14 protein-coding genes and 2 pseudogenes are annotated in these 17,353 nt (G+C 38.2%); all 16 read left to right on the top strand.

Annotated features, from left to right (window positions below; all coding sequences use genetic code 11):
- Nucleotides 1–231 precede the first annotated feature (231 nt).
- The 16 genes and pseudogenes from tsaB to truB all read left to right on the top strand — a co-directional run bounded on the left by tsaB (nt 232) and on the right by truB (nt 17,046).
- Nucleotides 232–924 carry a tRNA (adenosine(37)-N6)-threonylcarbamoyltransferase complex dimerization subunit type 1 TsaB gene (tsaB, locus tag GGR08_RS03295; protein WP_183194035.1) on the top strand — a complete coding sequence of 231 codons (693 nt, stop codon included), beginning with the start codon at nt 232–234 and terminating at the stop codon, nt 922–924.
- Nucleotides 924–1,415: a ribosomal protein S18-alanine N-acetyltransferase gene (rimI, locus tag GGR08_RS03300; RefSeq protein WP_183193970.1), complete on the top strand. Its 492-nt coding sequence runs from the start codon at nt 924–926 to the stop codon at nt 1,413–1,415. Before tsaB ends, rimI begins: the two co-directional genes overlap by 1 nt.
- Before the next feature lie 31 nt (nt 1,416–1,446).
- On the top strand, nt 1,447–2,829 hold the full coding sequence (gene miaB / locus GGR08_RS03305; protein WP_183193971.1) for a tRNA (N6-isopentenyl adenosine(37)-C2)-methylthiotransferase MiaB: 1,383 nt from the start codon (nt 1,447–1,449) through the stop codon (nt 2,827–2,829).
- Nucleotides 2,830–2,977: 148 nt separating this feature from the next.
- Complete coding sequence (locus GGR08_RS03310; RefSeq protein ID WP_183194036.1) at nt 2,978–4,084, top strand: PhoH family protein; 1,107 nt, start codon at nt 2,978–2,980, stop codon at nt 4,082–4,084.
- A 12-nt stretch (nt 4,085–4,096) separates the two neighbouring features.
- Nucleotides 4,097–4,588: an rRNA maturation RNase YbeY gene (gene ybeY / locus GGR08_RS03315; protein ID WP_183193972.1), complete on the top strand. Its 492-nt coding sequence runs from the start codon at nt 4,097–4,099 to the stop codon at nt 4,586–4,588.
- Nucleotides 4,589–4,674: 86 nt separating this feature from the next.
- Entirely contained in the window at nt 4,675–5,700 is a 1,026-nt protein-coding gene (locus GGR08_RS03320) for a hemolysin family protein (protein WP_183193973.1), read from the top strand.
- Entirely contained in the window at nt 5,681–7,288 is a 1,608-nt protein-coding gene (gene lnt, locus GGR08_RS03325; RefSeq protein WP_183193974.1) for an apolipoprotein N-acyltransferase, read from the top strand. Before GGR08_RS03320 ends, lnt begins: the two co-directional genes overlap by 20 nt.
- Nucleotides 7,289–7,446: 158 nt before the next feature.
- Entirely contained in the window at nt 7,447–7,860 is a 414-nt protein-coding gene (locus tag GGR08_RS03330; RefSeq protein ID WP_183193975.1) for a helix-turn-helix domain-containing protein, read from the top strand.
- A 130-nt stretch (nt 7,861–7,990) separates the two neighbouring features.
- Nucleotides 7,991–9,250, top strand: coding sequence for a methionine adenosyltransferase (gene metK / locus GGR08_RS03335; RefSeq protein WP_183193976.1), 1,260 nt, complete (start codon nt 7,991–7,993; stop codon nt 9,248–9,250).
- A 4-nt stretch (nt 9,251–9,254) separates the two neighbouring features.
- Complete coding sequence (locus GGR08_RS03340; RefSeq protein WP_183193977.1) at nt 9,255–9,956, top strand: tRNA (guanine(46)-N(7))-methyltransferase TrmB; 702 nt, start codon at nt 9,255–9,257, stop codon at nt 9,954–9,956.
- 151 nt (nt 9,957–10,107) lie between these two features.
- Nucleotides 10,108–10,728 (top strand): annotated as a pseudogene (gene rimP / locus GGR08_RS03345) (ribosome maturation factor RimP); the annotation flags it as partial.
- Nucleotides 10,729–10,783: 55 nt separating this feature from the next.
- Nucleotides 10,784–12,397 carry a transcription termination factor NusA gene (gene nusA / locus GGR08_RS03350; RefSeq protein ID WP_183193979.1) on the top strand — a complete coding sequence of 538 codons (1,614 nt, stop codon included), beginning with the start codon at nt 10,784–10,786 and terminating at the stop codon, nt 12,395–12,397.
- Nucleotides 12,398–13,033 (top strand): RNA-binding protein, encoded by a 636-nt coding sequence (locus GGR08_RS03355; RefSeq protein WP_183193980.1) that lies wholly within the window; start codon nt 12,398–12,400, stop codon nt 13,031–13,033.
- Entirely contained in the window at nt 13,030–15,549 is a 2,520-nt protein-coding gene (infB, locus tag GGR08_RS03360; protein WP_183193981.1) for a translation initiation factor IF-2, read from the top strand. Before GGR08_RS03355 ends, infB begins: the two co-directional genes overlap by 4 nt.
- A 119-nt stretch (nt 15,550–15,668) precedes the next feature.
- Nucleotides 15,669–16,079: pseudogene (gene rbfA, locus GGR08_RS03365) on the top strand (30S ribosome-binding factor RbfA); the annotation flags it as partial.
- A 4-nt stretch (nt 16,080–16,083) separates the two neighbouring features.
- Nucleotides 16,084–17,046 carry a tRNA pseudouridine(55) synthase TruB gene (gene truB / locus GGR08_RS03370; protein ID WP_183193983.1) on the top strand — a complete coding sequence of 321 codons (963 nt, stop codon included), beginning with the start codon at nt 16,084–16,086 and terminating at the stop codon, nt 17,044–17,046.
- The last annotated feature ends 307 nt before the right edge of the window (nt 17,047–17,353 follow it).

Genomic DNA, 17,353 nt, shown 5'->3' on the forward strand with positions numbered 1-17,353 from the left:
CAAATGAATCATACATAAAAGGATGGATTCTTAAGTGGATTCATATAAAATAATTCCATACAAGCTATTGACTTTGTTTCGTTTTTTGATATTATGCTGATTATAGGTTATAAAAGATATTATTGCTTATTAACACCAATAACTTTCTTAAAAATGAAAGATACGAGAATAAAAAAGATTAAAAATGCAGTAGGTCTTTTGTTTATCGTTTCATTCAATTAAAATATGTTTATGCTTATCCTTGCTATAGATACTGCCTCGATTTATTGTGCTGTTGCGCTCATTCGCCATAAGTCTGTTATTGCTCGTATCAATGAGCGCATAAACAAAGGGCATGCTGAAAAACTTATTGGGCAGATTACACAAATAATGACACAAGCCAATATGGCACTTAATCAAATTGAGCGGATTGCCGTTAATGTGGGACCTGGATCATTTACTGGTGTACGTATTGGTGTTGCAACAGCGCGAGCTTTGGCATTAGCACTTGAAATACCAGCTGTTGGAGTGAGTGCGCTTGAAGCGTTAGCAGCACAAGCAACAACAAGTAAAAATAGTGCGACTGCATCAACCATTGCTGTTGTCATTGAAGCAGGTAAAGATATGTTCTACCATCAAAATTTCCATCAAGATCTCACACCTTTGGGAGCACCAGGATTAAAAACAATTGAAAATATCCTCGAAAATTTGCCAAAAAAAATCCGACTGACGGGCCCAGCGACTGATGGCATCGCACAGCATATTAAAAACCACAAAATAAACAAAAAAATTGTCCTAGAAAAAATCCCCTGCGAAGCAGCCGATATTGTAAACTATGCTTATCTTGCTGCAAACAAACAACCTCAAAATTCTCCTCGCCCACTCTATCTACGCAATGCTGATGCAAAACAACAAACTGATTTTGCTTTACCACGAAAAAAATAATGTCCGCATTCTCATTAACAAAAAAGAATTTTGGGATTGCTCCGCTACAAGTTAATGATAGTGCTCCTCTTCATCAAATTCATCAATATTGTTTTACCCCTGCTTGGGAAAAACGAGATTTTGACAATTTCTTAACAGATCATTCTATCTTTGGGTACAAAACTTTTCTCATTGATCGCTCTGACCAAATTTTAGGCTTTTGCCTATGCCGGCTCATCCTTGATGAAGCAGAAATCATAACAGTTGCTGTCCATCCTCATTATCGTCAACAAGGAATTGGTACTTTTCTTATTGATCAGACAGTTCGCTATCTTCACGACAAGCGCGCTATAAAATTATTCTTGGAAGTAGAAGCAACAAACCTTTCTGCTTTAAATCTTTATCGACGATTTGACTTTCAAAAAATTTCTGAACGTCTTTCCTACTATCCATCAAAAAATGGTCGCGGTGATGCAATTATTATGCAAAAAACTTTTAAGCAAATAGATTGAGATTTGTGTAAAAAACATCTAGATATGCGCTATGAATAAAGTAACCTCTAAAAATACGCCTACTATTGCGCCTAAAAAAGTTTTTATCAAAACCTACGGGTGTCAAATGAATGTTTATGATAGCCAACGGATGATTGATAGTCTCAGTTCACAAGGCTATGTAACAGCACAAACTCCCAATGATGCCGATCTTATTCTTGTTAATACCTGTCATATTCGTGAAAAAGCAGCAGAAAAACTTTATTCTGATCTCGGCCGTTTACGCGTTATGCGTCAAGAACGCACACCTGACAACCCCCTGATGGTTGGTGTAACGGGTTGCGTTGCACAAGCTGAAGGAAGTGAAATCTTGCGTCGTTCTCCAACAGTGGATCTTGTTATTGGTCCGCAAATGTATCATCGCTTACCAGAATTGTTAGAAAAAGCCAAACAAGGAAAAAAAATTATCGCAACAGACTATGCGGTTGAAGATAAATTTTCTTATTTGCCGCCTCATAATAAACGCGCAGTAAAAAAACGGGGCGTTAGCGCATTTTTAACAATACAGGAAGGATGTGATAAATTTTGCACTTTTTGTGTTGTACCTTATACACGGGGTGCTGAAATATCGCGGTCTGTCGAACAAATTACCGAGGAAGCCCGCCAACTCATTGAAGCTGGTGTTAAAGAAATTACGCTCCTTGGACAAAATGTTAATGGTTGGCATGGACAAAGCACTGATGGTAAATCTTGGCGTCTTGGCGATCTCCTTTATCATCTTGCAAAACTCGATGGTTTAAAGCGTTTGCGCTACACAACCAGCCACCCGCGTGATATGGATGATAGCCTTATTGCCGCACATCGAGATCTCGATATGTTGATGCCTTACCTTCATTTGCCTGTTCAATCAGGTTCAGATCGCATCTTAAAAGCCATGAATCGCCAACACAAAAGCTCTCATTATCTTCATCTTATCGAAAAAATTCGAGCTGCACGGCCAGATATTGCCTTTTCAGGCGATTTTATTGTAGGATTTCCAGGAGAAACAAATGAGGACTTTGAAGAAACCATTAAACTTATTCAACACGTACAGTATAGCTCTGCTTATTCTTTTAAATATTCCCCCCGTCCTGGAACAGTGGGAGCTACAATGAAAAATCATGTTGATGAATCTATAAAAGATGCCCGGCTTCAACATTTACAAGTCCTTCTCCTTGAACAACAAAAGGCTTTTTTGCGTTCTAAAATTGGTCAAAAAACTAACGTTCTTATCGAAAAACCTGGACGTCACTCAGGACAGATGGTAGGACGTTCTCCTTGGCTTTTACCTGTTGTCATAGATACAGAAGCTTCTGTGGGTACTGTAATAGAAATTCATATTAAAAATATAAGCTCAAATAGTTTTGTGGGTGAAGCAACAAATAGGCAAATATGACTCTAAAATCTTGTTTGCAATAAATATTTTTGAAAATTCTTTTATTTTAAAAGAAAATGATTACATCTAAAGCGTGCACTTTTATGAAAAAGTTTGCCTTTAATATAGAGTTTACTCAAAAAGATGCATGATATTTATGGAGAATAAGCTGAAAATTTTAACCGAAAAAAGAAAGCGCATTAAAGAAAAAGTAAATATTGCTTCTGAAAAGACTGATACCTTGAAACAAGCAAGCGTTTCAGATACGAGTCAGGTTGTTTTGATTTTTGAAAACAATAAATATGCAAAAGCAGTTTTTGGTAAATTTGACGAAAATCTTGCTTATATCGAGAAAAAACTTGAGCTTAGTATTCATCCGCGTGGTAATGAAGTCTTAATCCATGGAAATATTTCCGTTATAAAATGTGCCCAATATGTGTTGCAGCAACTTTATGAACGTGCAAAAACCCATCAAGAGCTCACTTTATCAGATATAAAAGGAGCGATTGCTATGGTAGGCATCCCCAAAAAGCAGAAAAAAGACACAATAACACACAAATCTGCAACGAAAAGTACGCCAGCACGGTTGAGTATTCATAAAAAAATAATTCATGCACGGACTCCAACACAAGATGCTTACATACGCGCTATGGAGCACACTGAACTTGTGTTTGGTGTAGGACCAGCAGGTACAGGCAAAACGTATCTTGCTGTTGCTCATGCTGCAATGCTTCTAGAACGTGGTATCATTGAACGAATTATTCTCTCGCGGCCTGCTGTGGAAGCTGGAGAACATCTTGGTTTTCTTCCCGGTGATCTCAAAGAAAAAGTCGACCCATATTTACGACCACTTTATGATGCACTGTATGATATGATGCCTGCTGAAAAAATAGAACGCATTTTAGCTTCTAATGTCATAGAAATTGCTCCTCTCGCTTTTATGCGCGGCCGAACACTTGCCCATGCCGCTATTATTCTTGATGAAGCACAAAATACTACACCCATGCAAATGAAGATGTTCCTTACACGTTTGGGTGAAGGAACTCGTATGATTGTTACCGGGGATGTGAGCCAAATTGATTTACCTACAGGGCAAAAATCAGGTCTCATTGAAGCAATCCGTATTCTTTCAAATGTAGAAAATATTGCAATCGTGCGTTTTGATGAAAAAGATGTTGTACGCCACCCGCTTGTTACTGCTATCGTTCAAGCTTATGATCGTGATTCTGAAATGCACAATAAAAAAATCATTCGTGTGCGACACATTAAAAAATGAATTTGATTCGTCATGATTATTATTGATATAATGATTAAAAGCGCAGGGTGGAATGATGAGGAAATGCTTTATAATATCGCCGAAAAAGCGTTAACGACAACAATGCATCACGTTTCATTGGAAAATGTTGTAAGCGAAATTAGCCTGCTTTTTACGGATGATGAGCATATGGCACAAATCAATGCACAATGGCGCAATAAAAACAAATCCACCAATGTGTTATCCTTTCCTGCTTTTCTCCTTAAAGCTGGAAATCCTCCTGGTCCCATAATGGGTGATATTATTATTGCACGAGAAACTGTTGTTCTCGAAGCAAAAAAAGAAGGAAAAACATTTCAAGAACATTTAACGCATATGATTGTTCATGGTATATTGCATCTACTTGGTTATAACCATGAAACCGATGATGAAGCATATCAAATGGAAAAACTCGAAAGGGAAATTCTTCAAAAGCTTTCCATAAGAGATCCGTACGCTGAATTGTCCATAAATGATAAAATTTAACTTTTAAAATTAATATTACAAACATACCATTTAAAAAACTCTCATTCCTCTATTATAATAAAGAAAGTTTAGAAGATTTCAAAATCATGGCAAACAAAACAAATGCACAAAATAGTAATCAAACATCTTCTAATCATGAAAAGAATTCTTCTCAACAGACAAATCATACAGACAAATATTCCCTGTTGAATTATTTGTTTTCATTCTTACGTGGCCGTAATTGTGTATCTACGTCACTGCGCGATGATCTTACCGTTGCACTCACAACTGACAATGAAAAAAACACCGCCATTTTCTCACCTGAAGAACGTACTATGCTGCATAATATTTTACACTTACGTGAAACACGCGTAGATGATGTTATGATACCCCGTTCTGAAATCAAAGCATTGGAAATAAACACCTCAATTGGAGAAGCACTTAAATATTTTGCAAAAATTGGTCATTCTCGCATACCAGTTTACGCCGAAACTTTAGATGACCCACGCGGTATGATCCATATCCGCGATATACTTAACTATGTGACTTATTTCATTATCAACCCAACAAAAACTGGACAGAAATCTGACTTGCTTCAATTAAACCATACAGACTTATATACTCCAATCGGTGAATTGGATCTGATCCGAACAGTTCTCTTTGTTCCCAATTCTATGCTTGCAAGCAAATTATTAACACGGATGCAAACTACACGAACACAAATGGCTTTAGTTATTGATGAACATGGAGGAACAGATGGTCTTGTTTCAATGGAGGATATTGTTGAATTAGTCGTTGGTGATATCGAAGATGAACATGATAATGTCGACAATGCTATCGTACGCGAACCCAATAATAAGTGGCTTGTTGATGCAAGAACTGAACTAGAAGATGTAGAAAAAGCTCTTGGGCCTGATTTTATTGTAGGAGAATATGGTGATGATATTGATACTATTGGTGGTTTGATTGTCTCCATTCTTGATCGCATTCCTGCAAAAGGTGAAATTGTCGAAGCTGTACCTGGTTATAGATTTCATATTTTAGAAGCTGACAAACGCCGAATTAAGCGCTTGCGCATTTTTCGCACTCCAGAAAATAAGAATTTTGAAAACAATGCCATTCTTGAAGAATAACCAACCGCTTTTAAACAATTTTATTATTTTTTTGTTCTCTGTTACTGGATGGCAGCGGCAAACATTGATATTTCTATGTGGTGCTCTTACTTCCTTGGCACTTCCACCCTTTTATTTGACACCTTTTTGCTTTTTAACTTTTCCCATCTTTATTGTTTTACTTGATTCAATACAAGCCACTCAAAACAATAAAAAAAAATTTTTTACCTACGCTTTAAGTTGCGGAACCTTCGGTTTTAGTTATTTTATTTGTGGTCTTTGGTGGTTATGCAATGCTTTGTTGATAGATCTAGATTCTTTTGGTTGGGCGATACCACTAGCTATTTTAGTTCCTCCCCTCTACCTTTCTCTTTATTGGTTTTTCTCTGGTTACATTGTCGGTTTATTATGGACAAAAGGAATCGCACGCTTTTTTGTTTTAGCCTTTGCATTAGGATTAGCAGAGTTGTTGCGTGCATTCTTATTCACAGGATTTCCATGGAATGCTCTTGGCTATACAGCTATGCCAACCCCAATGTTTATGCAATCTGATGCAATCGTAGGACTTTACGGAATGAATATTCTTGCTGTTTTAGTCTACAGTTTGCCAGCCGTTTTATTAACGGGTGAAAAAAAGAAAGGAGCACTTGCTCTTTGCTTATCGCTTATATTAATTCACGGTGGTTTTGGATTTTATCGCCTTCATACTATAAAAAAACCAGCTGAAGATCAGAAAAATACTTATTGGGTGCGAATTGTTCAACCTTCTATCCAACAAAATATAAAATTGCGCAATAATACGCGAGAAACCATGTTGAAAGTGCATATGGATCTGAGTGCAACACCAACAACTGGTAAAAATCCCGAGCCTGATTTTATCGTATGGCCTGAAGCATCTGTTCCTTATCTTCTCTATAATAACTCATCTATCACAATGCACATTTCCTCTCTTTTAAAACCTAAACAATGGGCTATTATCGGAGCAATCCGTGCTAATGATGATCTACCTCATTCCCAAACACAATATTTTAATACAATTGCAACTATTAACGCTCAAGGTAATATTTTAAATACTTCCGATAAACTTCATTTGGTCCCTTTTGGTGAATATCTTCCCTATCAGAATTTATTGAAAAAAATTGGATTGCATACCCTCGCTGATAATATTGGTGGATATAGTGCTGCGCATGTGCGCAAAACTGTCACAATGCCAAACGGATTTTCTTATCTTCCCTTGATTTGTTATGAAGCAATATTTCCCCATGAAATGATTTTTAAAGGTTCTCCACCTCAAGCAATCATTAATGTTACAAATGATGCATGGTTTGGTGCAACACCGGGACCCTATCAGCATCTTCAGCAAGCACAACTTCGTGCCGTTGAACTGGGAATCCCCCTCATACGGGCAGCCAATAATGGAATATCAGCTGTTATTGATTCTTATGGACGAATCGTTGTAGCTCTTCAACAAAACGTTGTGGGTATTATTGATTCACCAATTCCACCACCTGTTAACCCCATAGGAAACGATGAATACAGAACTTTCTCTACTTTTATCTTATTCATCCTTATGTTATTATGCCGTGTTGGTTTTGGTTCTACAAAATAGCTTAAATGATTCAAGTGCCCCTTGTATGGTATTATATTGCATATACCAGTAATATTGGGAAAAAATATTACATATTATTTTAATTATATGATAAACCAGCTTCGCATAAATCTGATGTTGGTTTAGAAGAAGAGTGCTGGAAATTAAAGAGTTGTATTATGATCGAAACTAGAAAAAAACCTGACCCTATAGATATCTATGTTGGAACTCGTATCCGTTTACGTCGTAACATTTTAGGACTTACCCAAGAAAAATTAGGTGAAAAATTAGGGATTACTTTTCAGCAAATCCAAAAATATGAAAAAGGAACAAACCGTATTGGAGCCAGTCGTCTTCAAGCGATTGCAGAAATTATGGATGTCCCGGTTTCTTACTTTTTTGATAAAGGTATTACCTCGCAACAGATAGAAGGTTTTGCTGAAAATGATCACAATTTTATGGATTTTTGTTCTAGTAGCGAAGGAATCCAGCTCATGCGCGCTTTTACAAATATATCTGATGCTAAAGTGCGGCGAAAAATCATTGACTTAGCAAAAGCACTTTCTGAGGAAGATTTGACAAATAAGCTATAAAATTAAAATTATATTTTTTCTTTCTTATTCATATAAATTCGCATTGATGGTTTGCCATAGTGTTGGCAAATTGGGGTAATTTTAGTAGGCAATTAATTAATCGTTGGTTTTCTTTTTTGAAGGAGTTCCCATGCCGCATCAAGATTATCTTTTTACGAGCGAATCGGTGTCGGAAGGGCATCCTGATAAAATTTGTGATCGTATTTCCGATGAAATCGTTGATATGATTTATAAAGAAGCTCAAAAAACTGGTACTGATCCGTGGTTAGTTCGTGTTGCTTGTGAAACTCTTGTCAGTGCAAACCATGTTGTTATCGCCGGTGAAGTACGTGTTCCTGATACACTATTAAAAAAAGATAAAAATAAAAAATTTATCTATGATGAGACTGGCGTTCCACTCATTAATCCTACGCGTTTTCGTACAACAGCACGTCGTGCTATTCGTGCCATTGGTTATGAACAAGCAGGCTTCCATTGGAAAACTGTTAAAATTGATGTTCTACTGCGCCCTCAATCAACTGACATTGCAAGAGGTGTTGATAATGCTACAGATCGGCATGGTGAAGAAGGAGCAGGCGATCAAGGTATCATGTTTGGATATGCCTGCCGTGAAACACCTGATCTCATGCCTGCGCCAATTTATTATGCGCATAAGATTCTCAAACTTCTTTCTGCAGCCCGTCATAAAGGAGAAGGAGAAACTGGGAAATTAGGACCAGATGCTAAAAGCCAAATAACCATACGTTATAAAAATGGAAAACCTATAGAAGTAACATCCATCGTTCTTTCAACCCAACACCTCGATGAAAGTTGGGATTCCAATAAGGTACGGACAGTGGTTGAGCCTTACATTCGTCAAGCTTTACATGATATTCCCATTTCTGCTCAATGCAGTTGGTATATCAACCCAACAGGAAAATTCGTTCTTGGTGGTCCTCAAAGCGATGCAGGATTAACGGGACGCAAAATTATCGTGGACACTTACGGAGGTGCAGCACCTCACGGAGGCGGTGCTTTTTCAGGAAAAGATACAACAAAAGTTGATCGTTCCGCTGCATATGCAGCACGCTATCTAGCTAAGAACATTGTGGCTGCTCATTTAGCAGAGCGATGCACTATTCAACTCTCTTATGCAATTGGTATTGCACAACCTTTATCTATTTATCTTAATCTTCATGGAACAGGAAAAGTTGATGAAAAGGTTATTGAAGTAGCCATTCGCAAAATAATGGATCTTTCACCTACTGGAATTCGAAAACATCTTGACCTTAATAAACCTATTTACACCAAAACATCTGCTTACGGTCATTTTGGGCGAAAACCAAGACACGATGGTTCATTTTCATGGGAAAAAACCGATCTCGTGAAAACACTTCAAACAATGATTTGACTGCATGATTAAACATAATACATGGAAAAATGAAGCTTTTTTTGGACGCAGACAAGGAAAACAGCTACGAAGCAGTCAGCTTGCGCGTATAAAAACGCTTCTTCCACATTTTAGTATTGATTTAAATGTCCCTCCCCCCTCAAACCTTATATCCTTATTTTCAAGTAATGTAAAAGAAATTCGACTTGAAATCGGCTTTGGTGGAGGTGAACATTTGCTCCATGAAATGGAACATTTTCCACAAACTGGTTTTATCGGTATTGAGCCTTTTATTAATGGCATGGCAAAAATATTATTATCCCTTGAACACCATAAACACCATCAAAATCATCTTCGCCTCTATAATGATGATGCTACACACCTCCTTGATTGGCTCCCTGATAACTCGCTTGATGGAATAGATCTCTTTTATCCTGATCCTTGGCCGAAAAAAAAACACTGGAAACGACGTTTCATCAACATAAAAAATCTTAACCGTTTTGCTCGCGTTCTTAAAATAGGGAAAAATTTTCGCTTTGCGAGCGATATAGACAGTTATATAAACTGGACCTTATACCATTGTGCACAGCATGATCACTTTGAGTGGGAAGCAGAAAAACCTCAAGACTGGAAAAACCCTTACCCCCTATGGAAAGGAACTCGTTATGAAGCAAAAGCTTTACGCGAAGGACGAACACCTGCCTATCTTACTTTTATTAAGAAATAAATGAGCAAGTGTTTTTCTCATAAACAACTTGAAAAATTTTGAATTTAAGAGTATCAATCACTAAATTCTTGATCTTATGATGAAGGGTGGGCCGTTTGACCCGCTCTTTTTTAATATCATAAAACTGATGAGTACAACTTGGATAAAAGGTATGAACGAAGCTGCAAAAATAAGCAATCTTGATGAACCTCGCTTGTTTGAAGAAGATGGTATCGAAGCGCGGATTGCTGCCCTCATCATACCACTGCTTCCCCCTTTAGGTTTTCGTTTAGTTCGTGTGAAACTTCTTGCGCAAAATGGTTTAACACTTCAAATTATGGTTGAACGCGCTGATGGTTCTATGACTGTAGAAGATTGTGAAACTGTTAGTTGGACCATTTCCCCTCTCCTTGATGTGCAAAATGTTATTGAACGCAAATATCATTTAGAAATCTCCTCCCCTGGAATTGATCGTCCATTGGTAAGAAAATCTGATTTTTTTCATTGGCAAGGGCATCTTGCAAAAATTGAAACCAACATAGCAATTGATGGGCGCCGAAGATTTCGTGGAACACTTACAAATATCACGCAAGATGGATTTATTTTAAGCACAGATAAGGCTGTTTATGGAAAAGCCATGTATACCTCTATTTCTTTTTGTGATATCGTAAATGCGCATTTAGTGCTTACTGATGAGCTTATTCGCGATACATTGAAAAAAAATAAAGATTTAAGTCAACAATTCATTCCCGAAGATAATTCTAACAACCTAAGACAAACAGTCAATTTCAAAAATAATAATCCCACTGAGAAATATCCATTGTGTGGCACAAAGAAGGAGAAATTTGATGGCTACAAGCGCTAACAGGCTTGAGATTCTGCAAATTGCAGATGCTGTTGCACGTGAAAAGTCAATCGACCGTGAAATTGTTATTTCTGCAATGGCTGATGCTATTCAGAAAGCGGCACGTTCTCGTTATGGTCAAGAAACCAATATCCGTGCTGAAATTAATTCCAAAACAGGTGAAATTAAATTACAACGCTTGCTTAAAATCGTTGATGTCGTTGAAGACTATACAACGGAAATTGCTTTGTCCGATGCACTCAAGCATCAAGCAGAAGCAAAAATTGGTGATTTTTTTCCTGATCTTTTACCTCCTATGGATTTTGGACGTATCGCAGCGCAATCTGCTAAACAGGTTATTGTACAAAAAGTACGTGATGCAGAGCGGGATCAACAATATGAAGAATTTAAAAATAAAGTTGGTGAAATTATCTCTGGTACAGTAAAGCGTGTAGAATATGGTAATGTTATCGTTGATCTAGGGCGTGGTGAAGCTATTGTGCGCCGTGATGAATTAATTCCCCGTGAATCTTTCCGCTATGGGGATCGTATTCGTGCTTTTGTCAATGATGTGCATCGTGAAACACGCGGACCACAAATTTTTCTTTCACGCACACATCCCCAATTTATGGTAAAACTTTTTACGATGGAGGTGCCAGAAATCTATGATGGTATTATAGAAATCAAATCTGTTGCCCGTGATCCAGGTTCACGGGCTAAAATCGCAGTTGTTTCACGTGATGGCTCCATTGATCCTGTTGGGGCATGTGTTGGAATGCGAGGAAGCCGTGTACAAGCTGTTGTTGCAGAATTACAAGGCGAGAAGATTGATATTATTCCCTGGTCTCCTGATGCTGCAACATTTGTCGTTAATGCACTGCAACCTGCTGAAGTTTCTAAAATTATTCTTGATGAAGATGCTGAACGTATTGAAGTTATTGTGCCAGATGATCAACTTAGCCTTGCTATTGGACGACGTGGACAAAATGTTCGTTTAGCTTCACAACTAACAGGATGGAATATCGATATTTTAACAGAAAAAGAGGAATCTGAAAATCGTCAAAAAGAATTTACTGAACGCAGTAAATTGTTTATGGAATCTTTAGAGGTTGACGAAATGATCGGACAGGTTATGGCATCAGAGGGTTTTTCTTCTATTGAAGAAATCGCTTATATTGATCTTGAAGAAATCGCTTCTATTGACGGTTTTGACCAGGAAACTGCTGCTGAAATTCAAAGTCGTGCCCGTGAATATCTTGATCATCAAGAAAAAGAACTCGATGAAAAACGCAAAAAGCTTGGAGTTTCTGACGAATTGCGAACACTTCCCGGAATGACAAATGCTATGTTGGTTGCTGTTGGTGAAGATGGTGTAAAAACAATAGAAGATTTTGCTGGCTATTCCGTCGATGATTTGGCTGGCTGGAAAGAACGTAAAGAAGGTCACACACAGAATTTTTCTGGTATTCTGACCCCTTTTGATATTACACGCGCTGATGCAGAAGCTATGGTTTTAGCCGCACGTGTTCAGGCAGGCTGGATAGACCAAGCTGATCTTGTTACAAAAAATCCTGTAAACGATGAAAAAGCAGATGATTTGAACGTGGATGCCCTTTAAATGAATGAACGGACTTGCATTGTAACCAGAAAAAATGCTTCAGTACAAACGCTGATCCGTTTTGTCATTGGTCCCAATAACCAAATCGTTCCTGATCTTAAAGCTAATTTACCAGGGCGGGGCGTTTGGATTTCTGCCCATCACGCTGTTATTGAGAAAGCAGTCAAACAGAAAGCTTTTCATAAAAATTTTAAAACAGATGTAAAGGTTTCACCCAATCTTGTGCGTATTATCGATACGCTTTTACTAAAAGCCGCTCTTTCAAGCCTTGCCATGGCACGAAAGGCGGGAGCGATTGTTACAGGAGCAACAAGGATTGATGCCGCTATCCGCTCTGGTCAAGTTATACTTGTACTTCATGCCAAAGAAACAACAGAAGGTGGAAAACGAAAAATTGCACAGGCCATCCATACAATACAACAACAAACAAACCGCACTATAAAAACCATATCTTTATTTACAAGTGATGAAATGCGAGTGGCTTTTGGCTCTAATCCTGTAATGCACGTAGCTTTATTAGATACAAAGGCTGCTGAAGGATTTCTCAAAACGATACATAAATTAATCACCTATCGTGATGACAAACATAGTAAGCCTGGTGAGATGACGGCACAAGCCGTGAAGGAAGTACAATGAGTGAAAATAACAACGACAAAACAACAGTCAAGAGGACACTAACCCTAAAGCGGTCTGTATTGGAGACGAGCACGGTCAAACAAAATTTTAGCCATGGCCGTACGAAGGCTGTCGTTGTCGAAACCAAACGGCGTAAAATTACGCGACCTGATGAAAAAACTGAAACCCTACAGCCTGTTACAAAGCCGCATGTGGCTTCCCAGCGCTCTAAACCACGTTTTGAGGAAAAAAGACCTCAAGAATCTGTGGCCAAAAGTAATCTTTCATCAGCTGAAATGGAAGCAAGACTTCGTGCATTAGAAGAAGCACATATCCAAGAAAGAATAATGCGAGAACAAGCTGAAAAAGAGGCAAGGCGTGCTAAAGAACGTGAAGGAATTTTACAGCAAGAAATTAAAGAAAAAGAAGTACATCACCAACAAGAAGAAAAAAAACCACCGATCCAAACTCTATCTATTTCTCCTCTCATCCAACAGACAGATATTCCTATTGCACCTAAAAACACAACTGTAATTGAAAAACGCAAAATAGATGAAAATCAAGAGGAGGAACGGCATAACCGGCGTACTAATCCTGCTAAATCAGAAATACGTGCACCCAAAATTGTCAAAGGAGCTGATGAACGACGCCGTGGAAAACTGACTCTTAATAGTGCACTGGACGAAGAAGGAAGCGCACGTGGACGATCAATGGCTGCAATGCGGCGCAGACAAGAAAAGTTTAAGCGTGCACAAAATCAAGAACCACGAGAAAAAATTTCTCGCGAAGTTGTTCTTCCTGAAACGATTACCATTCAAGAGCTCGCACAACGTATGACTGAGCGTTCAGTTGATGTAATTAAATTTTTGATGAAACAGGGACAAATGGTAAAACCTGGTGATATTATTGATGCGGATGTTGCCGAACTCATCGCTGTAGAATTTGGCCATACTGTTAAACGTGTTTTAGAATCTGACGTAGAAGAAGGTATCTTTAATATAATAGATAATCCTCAAAACATGCAGCAGCGTCCCCCTGTTGTAACCATTATGGGTCATGTTGACCACGGAAAAACTTCTTTGCTGGATGCTATTCGCAAAGCAAATGTTGTTTCTGGCGAAGCAGGAGGTATTACACAACATATTGGTGCCTATCAAGTAGAACAAAACGGTCAAAAAATTACCTTTATTGATACACCGGGGCATGCTGCATTTACAGCTATGCGTGCTCGTGGCGCTCGTGTTACCGATATTGCTGTTCTCGTTGTAGCCGCTGATGATAGTGTTATGCCTCAAACGATTGAATCAATCAATCATGCGAAAGCTGCTGGTGTACCTCTTATTGTTGCGATTAACAAAATTGATAAACCAACTGCGAATGCACAAAAAATTCGTACAGAACTCTTACAACATGAAGTATTTGTCGAAACTATGGGCGGAGAAACTTTGGACGTTGAAGTTTCTGCTAAAACTGGTCAAAATCTCGATAAACTTCTCGAAGCTATTCTTCTTCAAGCTGAAATGCTTGATCTGAAAGCAGATCCTCAACGGACTGCAGAAGGTGTTGTCATTGAAGCAAAATTAGATCGTGGACGTGGATCTGTTGCAACAGTTCTTGTCCAAAAAGGTACATTACATCCTTCTGATATTATAGTTGCTGGAAATGAATGGGGTCGTGTGCGTGCTTTGATTGACGACCATGGTCGCCATGTCAAAGAAGCTGTTCCCTCTACACCGATTGAAATTTTAGGCATGCAAAGAACACCACAAGCTGGAGACCGTTTTGCTGTTGTTACACACGAAGCAAAAGCACGCGAAATTTCTGAATATCGTCAACGATTAGCACGTGATAAAGCTGTTGCTCGACAAACTGGTTCGCGGGGTTCTCTTGAACAAATGATGACAAAATTGCAAACGACTGGTGTTAAGGAGTTTTCTCTTATTATAAAAGGGGATGTGCAGGGATCAATTGAAGCAATCGCTTCAGCATTGGAGAAGCTAGGAAATGATGAGGTTCGTGCACGTATTGTACATTCAGGTGCTGGAGGAATTACCGAAAGTGATATTTCTCTTGCGGAAGCTTCTAACTCAGCTGTAATTGGTTTTAATGTTCGAGCCAATAAGCAGGCGCGTGATTTTGCTAAAACACAAGGCATTGAAATTCGTTATTATAACATCATTTATGATCTTGTTGACGATATCAAAGCTGCCATGTCTGGATTACTCTCACCAGAACAGCGTGAAACTTTTCTTGGTAACGCTGAAATTTTAGAAGTCTTTAACATTACAAAAATCGGAAAAGTTGCAGGATGTCGTGTTACAGAAGGAAAAATAGAGCGAGGAGCGGGTGTTCGTCTTATCCGCGATAATATCGTTATTCACGAAGGAAAGCTGAAAACACTCAAACGCTTTAAGGATGAAATCAATGAAGTGCAAAATGGTCAAGAATGTGGAATAGCTTTTGAAAATTATGAAGATATGCGCGCAGGAGATATCATTGAGACTTTCCGTATCGAACATATTAACCGTACATTATAAAATAATCCAATAACTTTATTTTGTTGTGAAATGAAAAAAGTTTTTGGATTTTATAAACAATGGCCCTTTTTTCCTTATCTAAATGATCAAAAAAGAGAAATTGTAGCAAGGATAAAGCTTTTATGAAAAACGCAGGGTCGTCACAACGACAACTTAGAGTAGCAGAGCAAGTACGTCATGCAATAGCGTATATGCTACAGCGTGGTATTTTGCTGGACGATATCTTGAAGAATATTGTCATTTCTGTCTCTGAAGTACGCATGTCACCAGATTTAAAAATTGCTACTTGCTTTGTATCACCTCTCAACACCCTTAAAAATGCTTCCCGTACAGATGTCGTTGATATTCTCAATAAACATAGTCGTTTTCTCCGTGGAGAAATCAGTCATACGTTGCGACAAATGAAATATATACCAGAACTGCGTTTTCGGCTTGATAATAGTTTTGATAATTTTTCAAAAATTGATGCCCTACTTCGCTCGCCTGAAGTTGCGCGCGATTTGCACCATAGCGATAAAGATGAGGGTTAAAGATATGATACGGCAACGCAAAAAAAAGGGACGACCTGTTTCAGGCTGGGTCATATTTGATAAACCAAAAGGAATGAAATCAACAGAAGCTGTCTCACAAATCAAATGGCTCTTTCATGCACAAAAAGCAGGACATGCAGGTACGCTTGATCCTCTTGCTTCTGGTCTCTTACCCATTGCATTGGGCGAAGCAACCAAAACTGTCCCTTACGTGATGCAAGGCAAAAAAACTTACCGTTTTCATATTGCTTGGGGACAAGAGCGCTCAACAGATGATCTAGAAGGAGAAATAACCAAAACATCTCTCAAACGTCCGACACAAGAAAAAATACTTGCTCTTCTTCCTCAATATACAGGTACTATTTTGCAAACACCTCCACAATTTTCAGCAATCAAAATTGCCGGAAATCGTGCCTATGATCTAGCGCGTGAAGGGGAAATTGTTGAAATTCCGACCCGTGAAGTGGAAATAGAGACTTTCAAGTTAATAGAAACTCCTACCGAAGAGCGTTCTGTCTTTGAAATAACCTGCGGAAAAGGAACCTATGTGCGCTCTTTAGCACGCGATATGGGACGTGATCTAGGTTGCTATGGCCATATTGCTGACTTAAGACGTATTGCTGTAGCACCTTTTGATGAAGAAGACCTCATTACATTGGACAAACTCAAAGCGTCCAGCCCGATACATAAAAGCACTACAGATGAAAATAATAGTTCTTTTGAAAAAAACTTTACAACACTCGATGAGCTCTTAATTGAAACGAGCGTTGCATTGGATTGCCTCTCCCATTATACTCTTAATAAAACTCAAGCACTGAAAGTTATGAAGGGACATTCTATCTCCTTATATCAGCCCAAAGTACCTCTTGATGAAGATGAGATTTGTGTTCTCTATAAGGAACAACTTCTTGCTATCGGTACCATCGACAAAGGTCTATTTAAACCAAAGCGAATTTTCACAATCTAATTGATTCTTTCACATAGTCACCTTTTGCAGAAAAATATTTTTCTCTATCAACTAAGAAAAATGTATTGTTTTTTCATTGTCTGCATTAACCTTATTCATATCAACACTTATCAAAACTTACAACTACCACCATCATACATTTTTCCTGCTCCTAATGCCACAATAAACCTTGTATTTGAAAAAGTTCATAAGAAATATTTTAAAACTCTTTTTTAATCGTTTTTACTCACACGTTAGCCCCCGTTTGTAACGGGTAAGAGAGTGATTTGAACTGATTCAATCAAAACAGATTTGAAAGTAAAAAAGT

Origin of the sequence: Bartonella fuyuanensis (assembly GCF_014197255.1) — a bacterium.
GTDB classification, from domain to species: Bacteria; Pseudomonadota; Alphaproteobacteria; order Rhizobiales; family Rhizobiaceae; genus Bartonella; species Bartonella fuyuanensis.

Bases quoted from the DNA above. Each gene is read 5' to 3' on its own strand.
- tsaB (WP_183194035.1), top strand. From the start codon at position 232: ATGCTTATCCTTGCTATAGATACTGCCTCGATTTATTGTGCTGTTGCG.
- rimI (WP_183193970.1), top strand. From the start codon at position 924: ATGTCCGCATTCTCATTAACAAAAAAGAATTTTGGGATTGCTCCGCTA.
- miaB (WP_183193971.1), top strand. From the start codon at position 1,447: ATGAATAAAGTAACCTCTAAAAATACGCCTACTATTGCGCCTAAAAAA.
- ybeY (WP_183193972.1), top strand. From the start codon at position 4,097: ATGATTATTATTGATATAATGATTAAAAGCGCAGGGTGGAATGATGAG.
- GGR08_RS03320 (WP_183193973.1), top strand. From the start codon at position 4,675: ATGGCAAACAAAACAAATGCACAAAATAGTAATCAAACATCTTCTAAT.
- lnt (WP_183193974.1), top strand. From the start codon at position 5,681: ATGCCATTCTTGAAGAATAACCAACCGCTTTTAAACAATTTTATTATT.
- GGR08_RS03330 (WP_183193975.1), top strand. From the start codon at position 7,447: ATGATCGAAACTAGAAAAAAACCTGACCCTATAGATATCTATGTTGGA.
- metK (WP_183193976.1), top strand. From the start codon at position 7,991: ATGCCGCATCAAGATTATCTTTTTACGAGCGAATCGGTGTCGGAAGGG.
- GGR08_RS03340 (WP_183193977.1), top strand. From the start codon at position 9,255: ATGATTAAACATAATACATGGAAAAATGAAGCTTTTTTTGGACGCAGA.
- nusA (WP_183193979.1), top strand. From the start codon at position 10,784: ATGGCTACAAGCGCTAACAGGCTTGAGATTCTGCAAATTGCAGATGCT.
- GGR08_RS03355 (WP_183193980.1), top strand. From the start codon at position 12,398: ATGAATGAACGGACTTGCATTGTAACCAGAAAAAATGCTTCAGTACAA.
- infB (WP_183193981.1), top strand. From the start codon at position 13,030: ATGAGTGAAAATAACAACGACAAAACAACAGTCAAGAGGACACTAACC.
- truB (WP_183193983.1), top strand. From the start codon at position 16,084: ATGATACGGCAACGCAAAAAAAAGGGACGACCTGTTTCAGGCTGGGTC.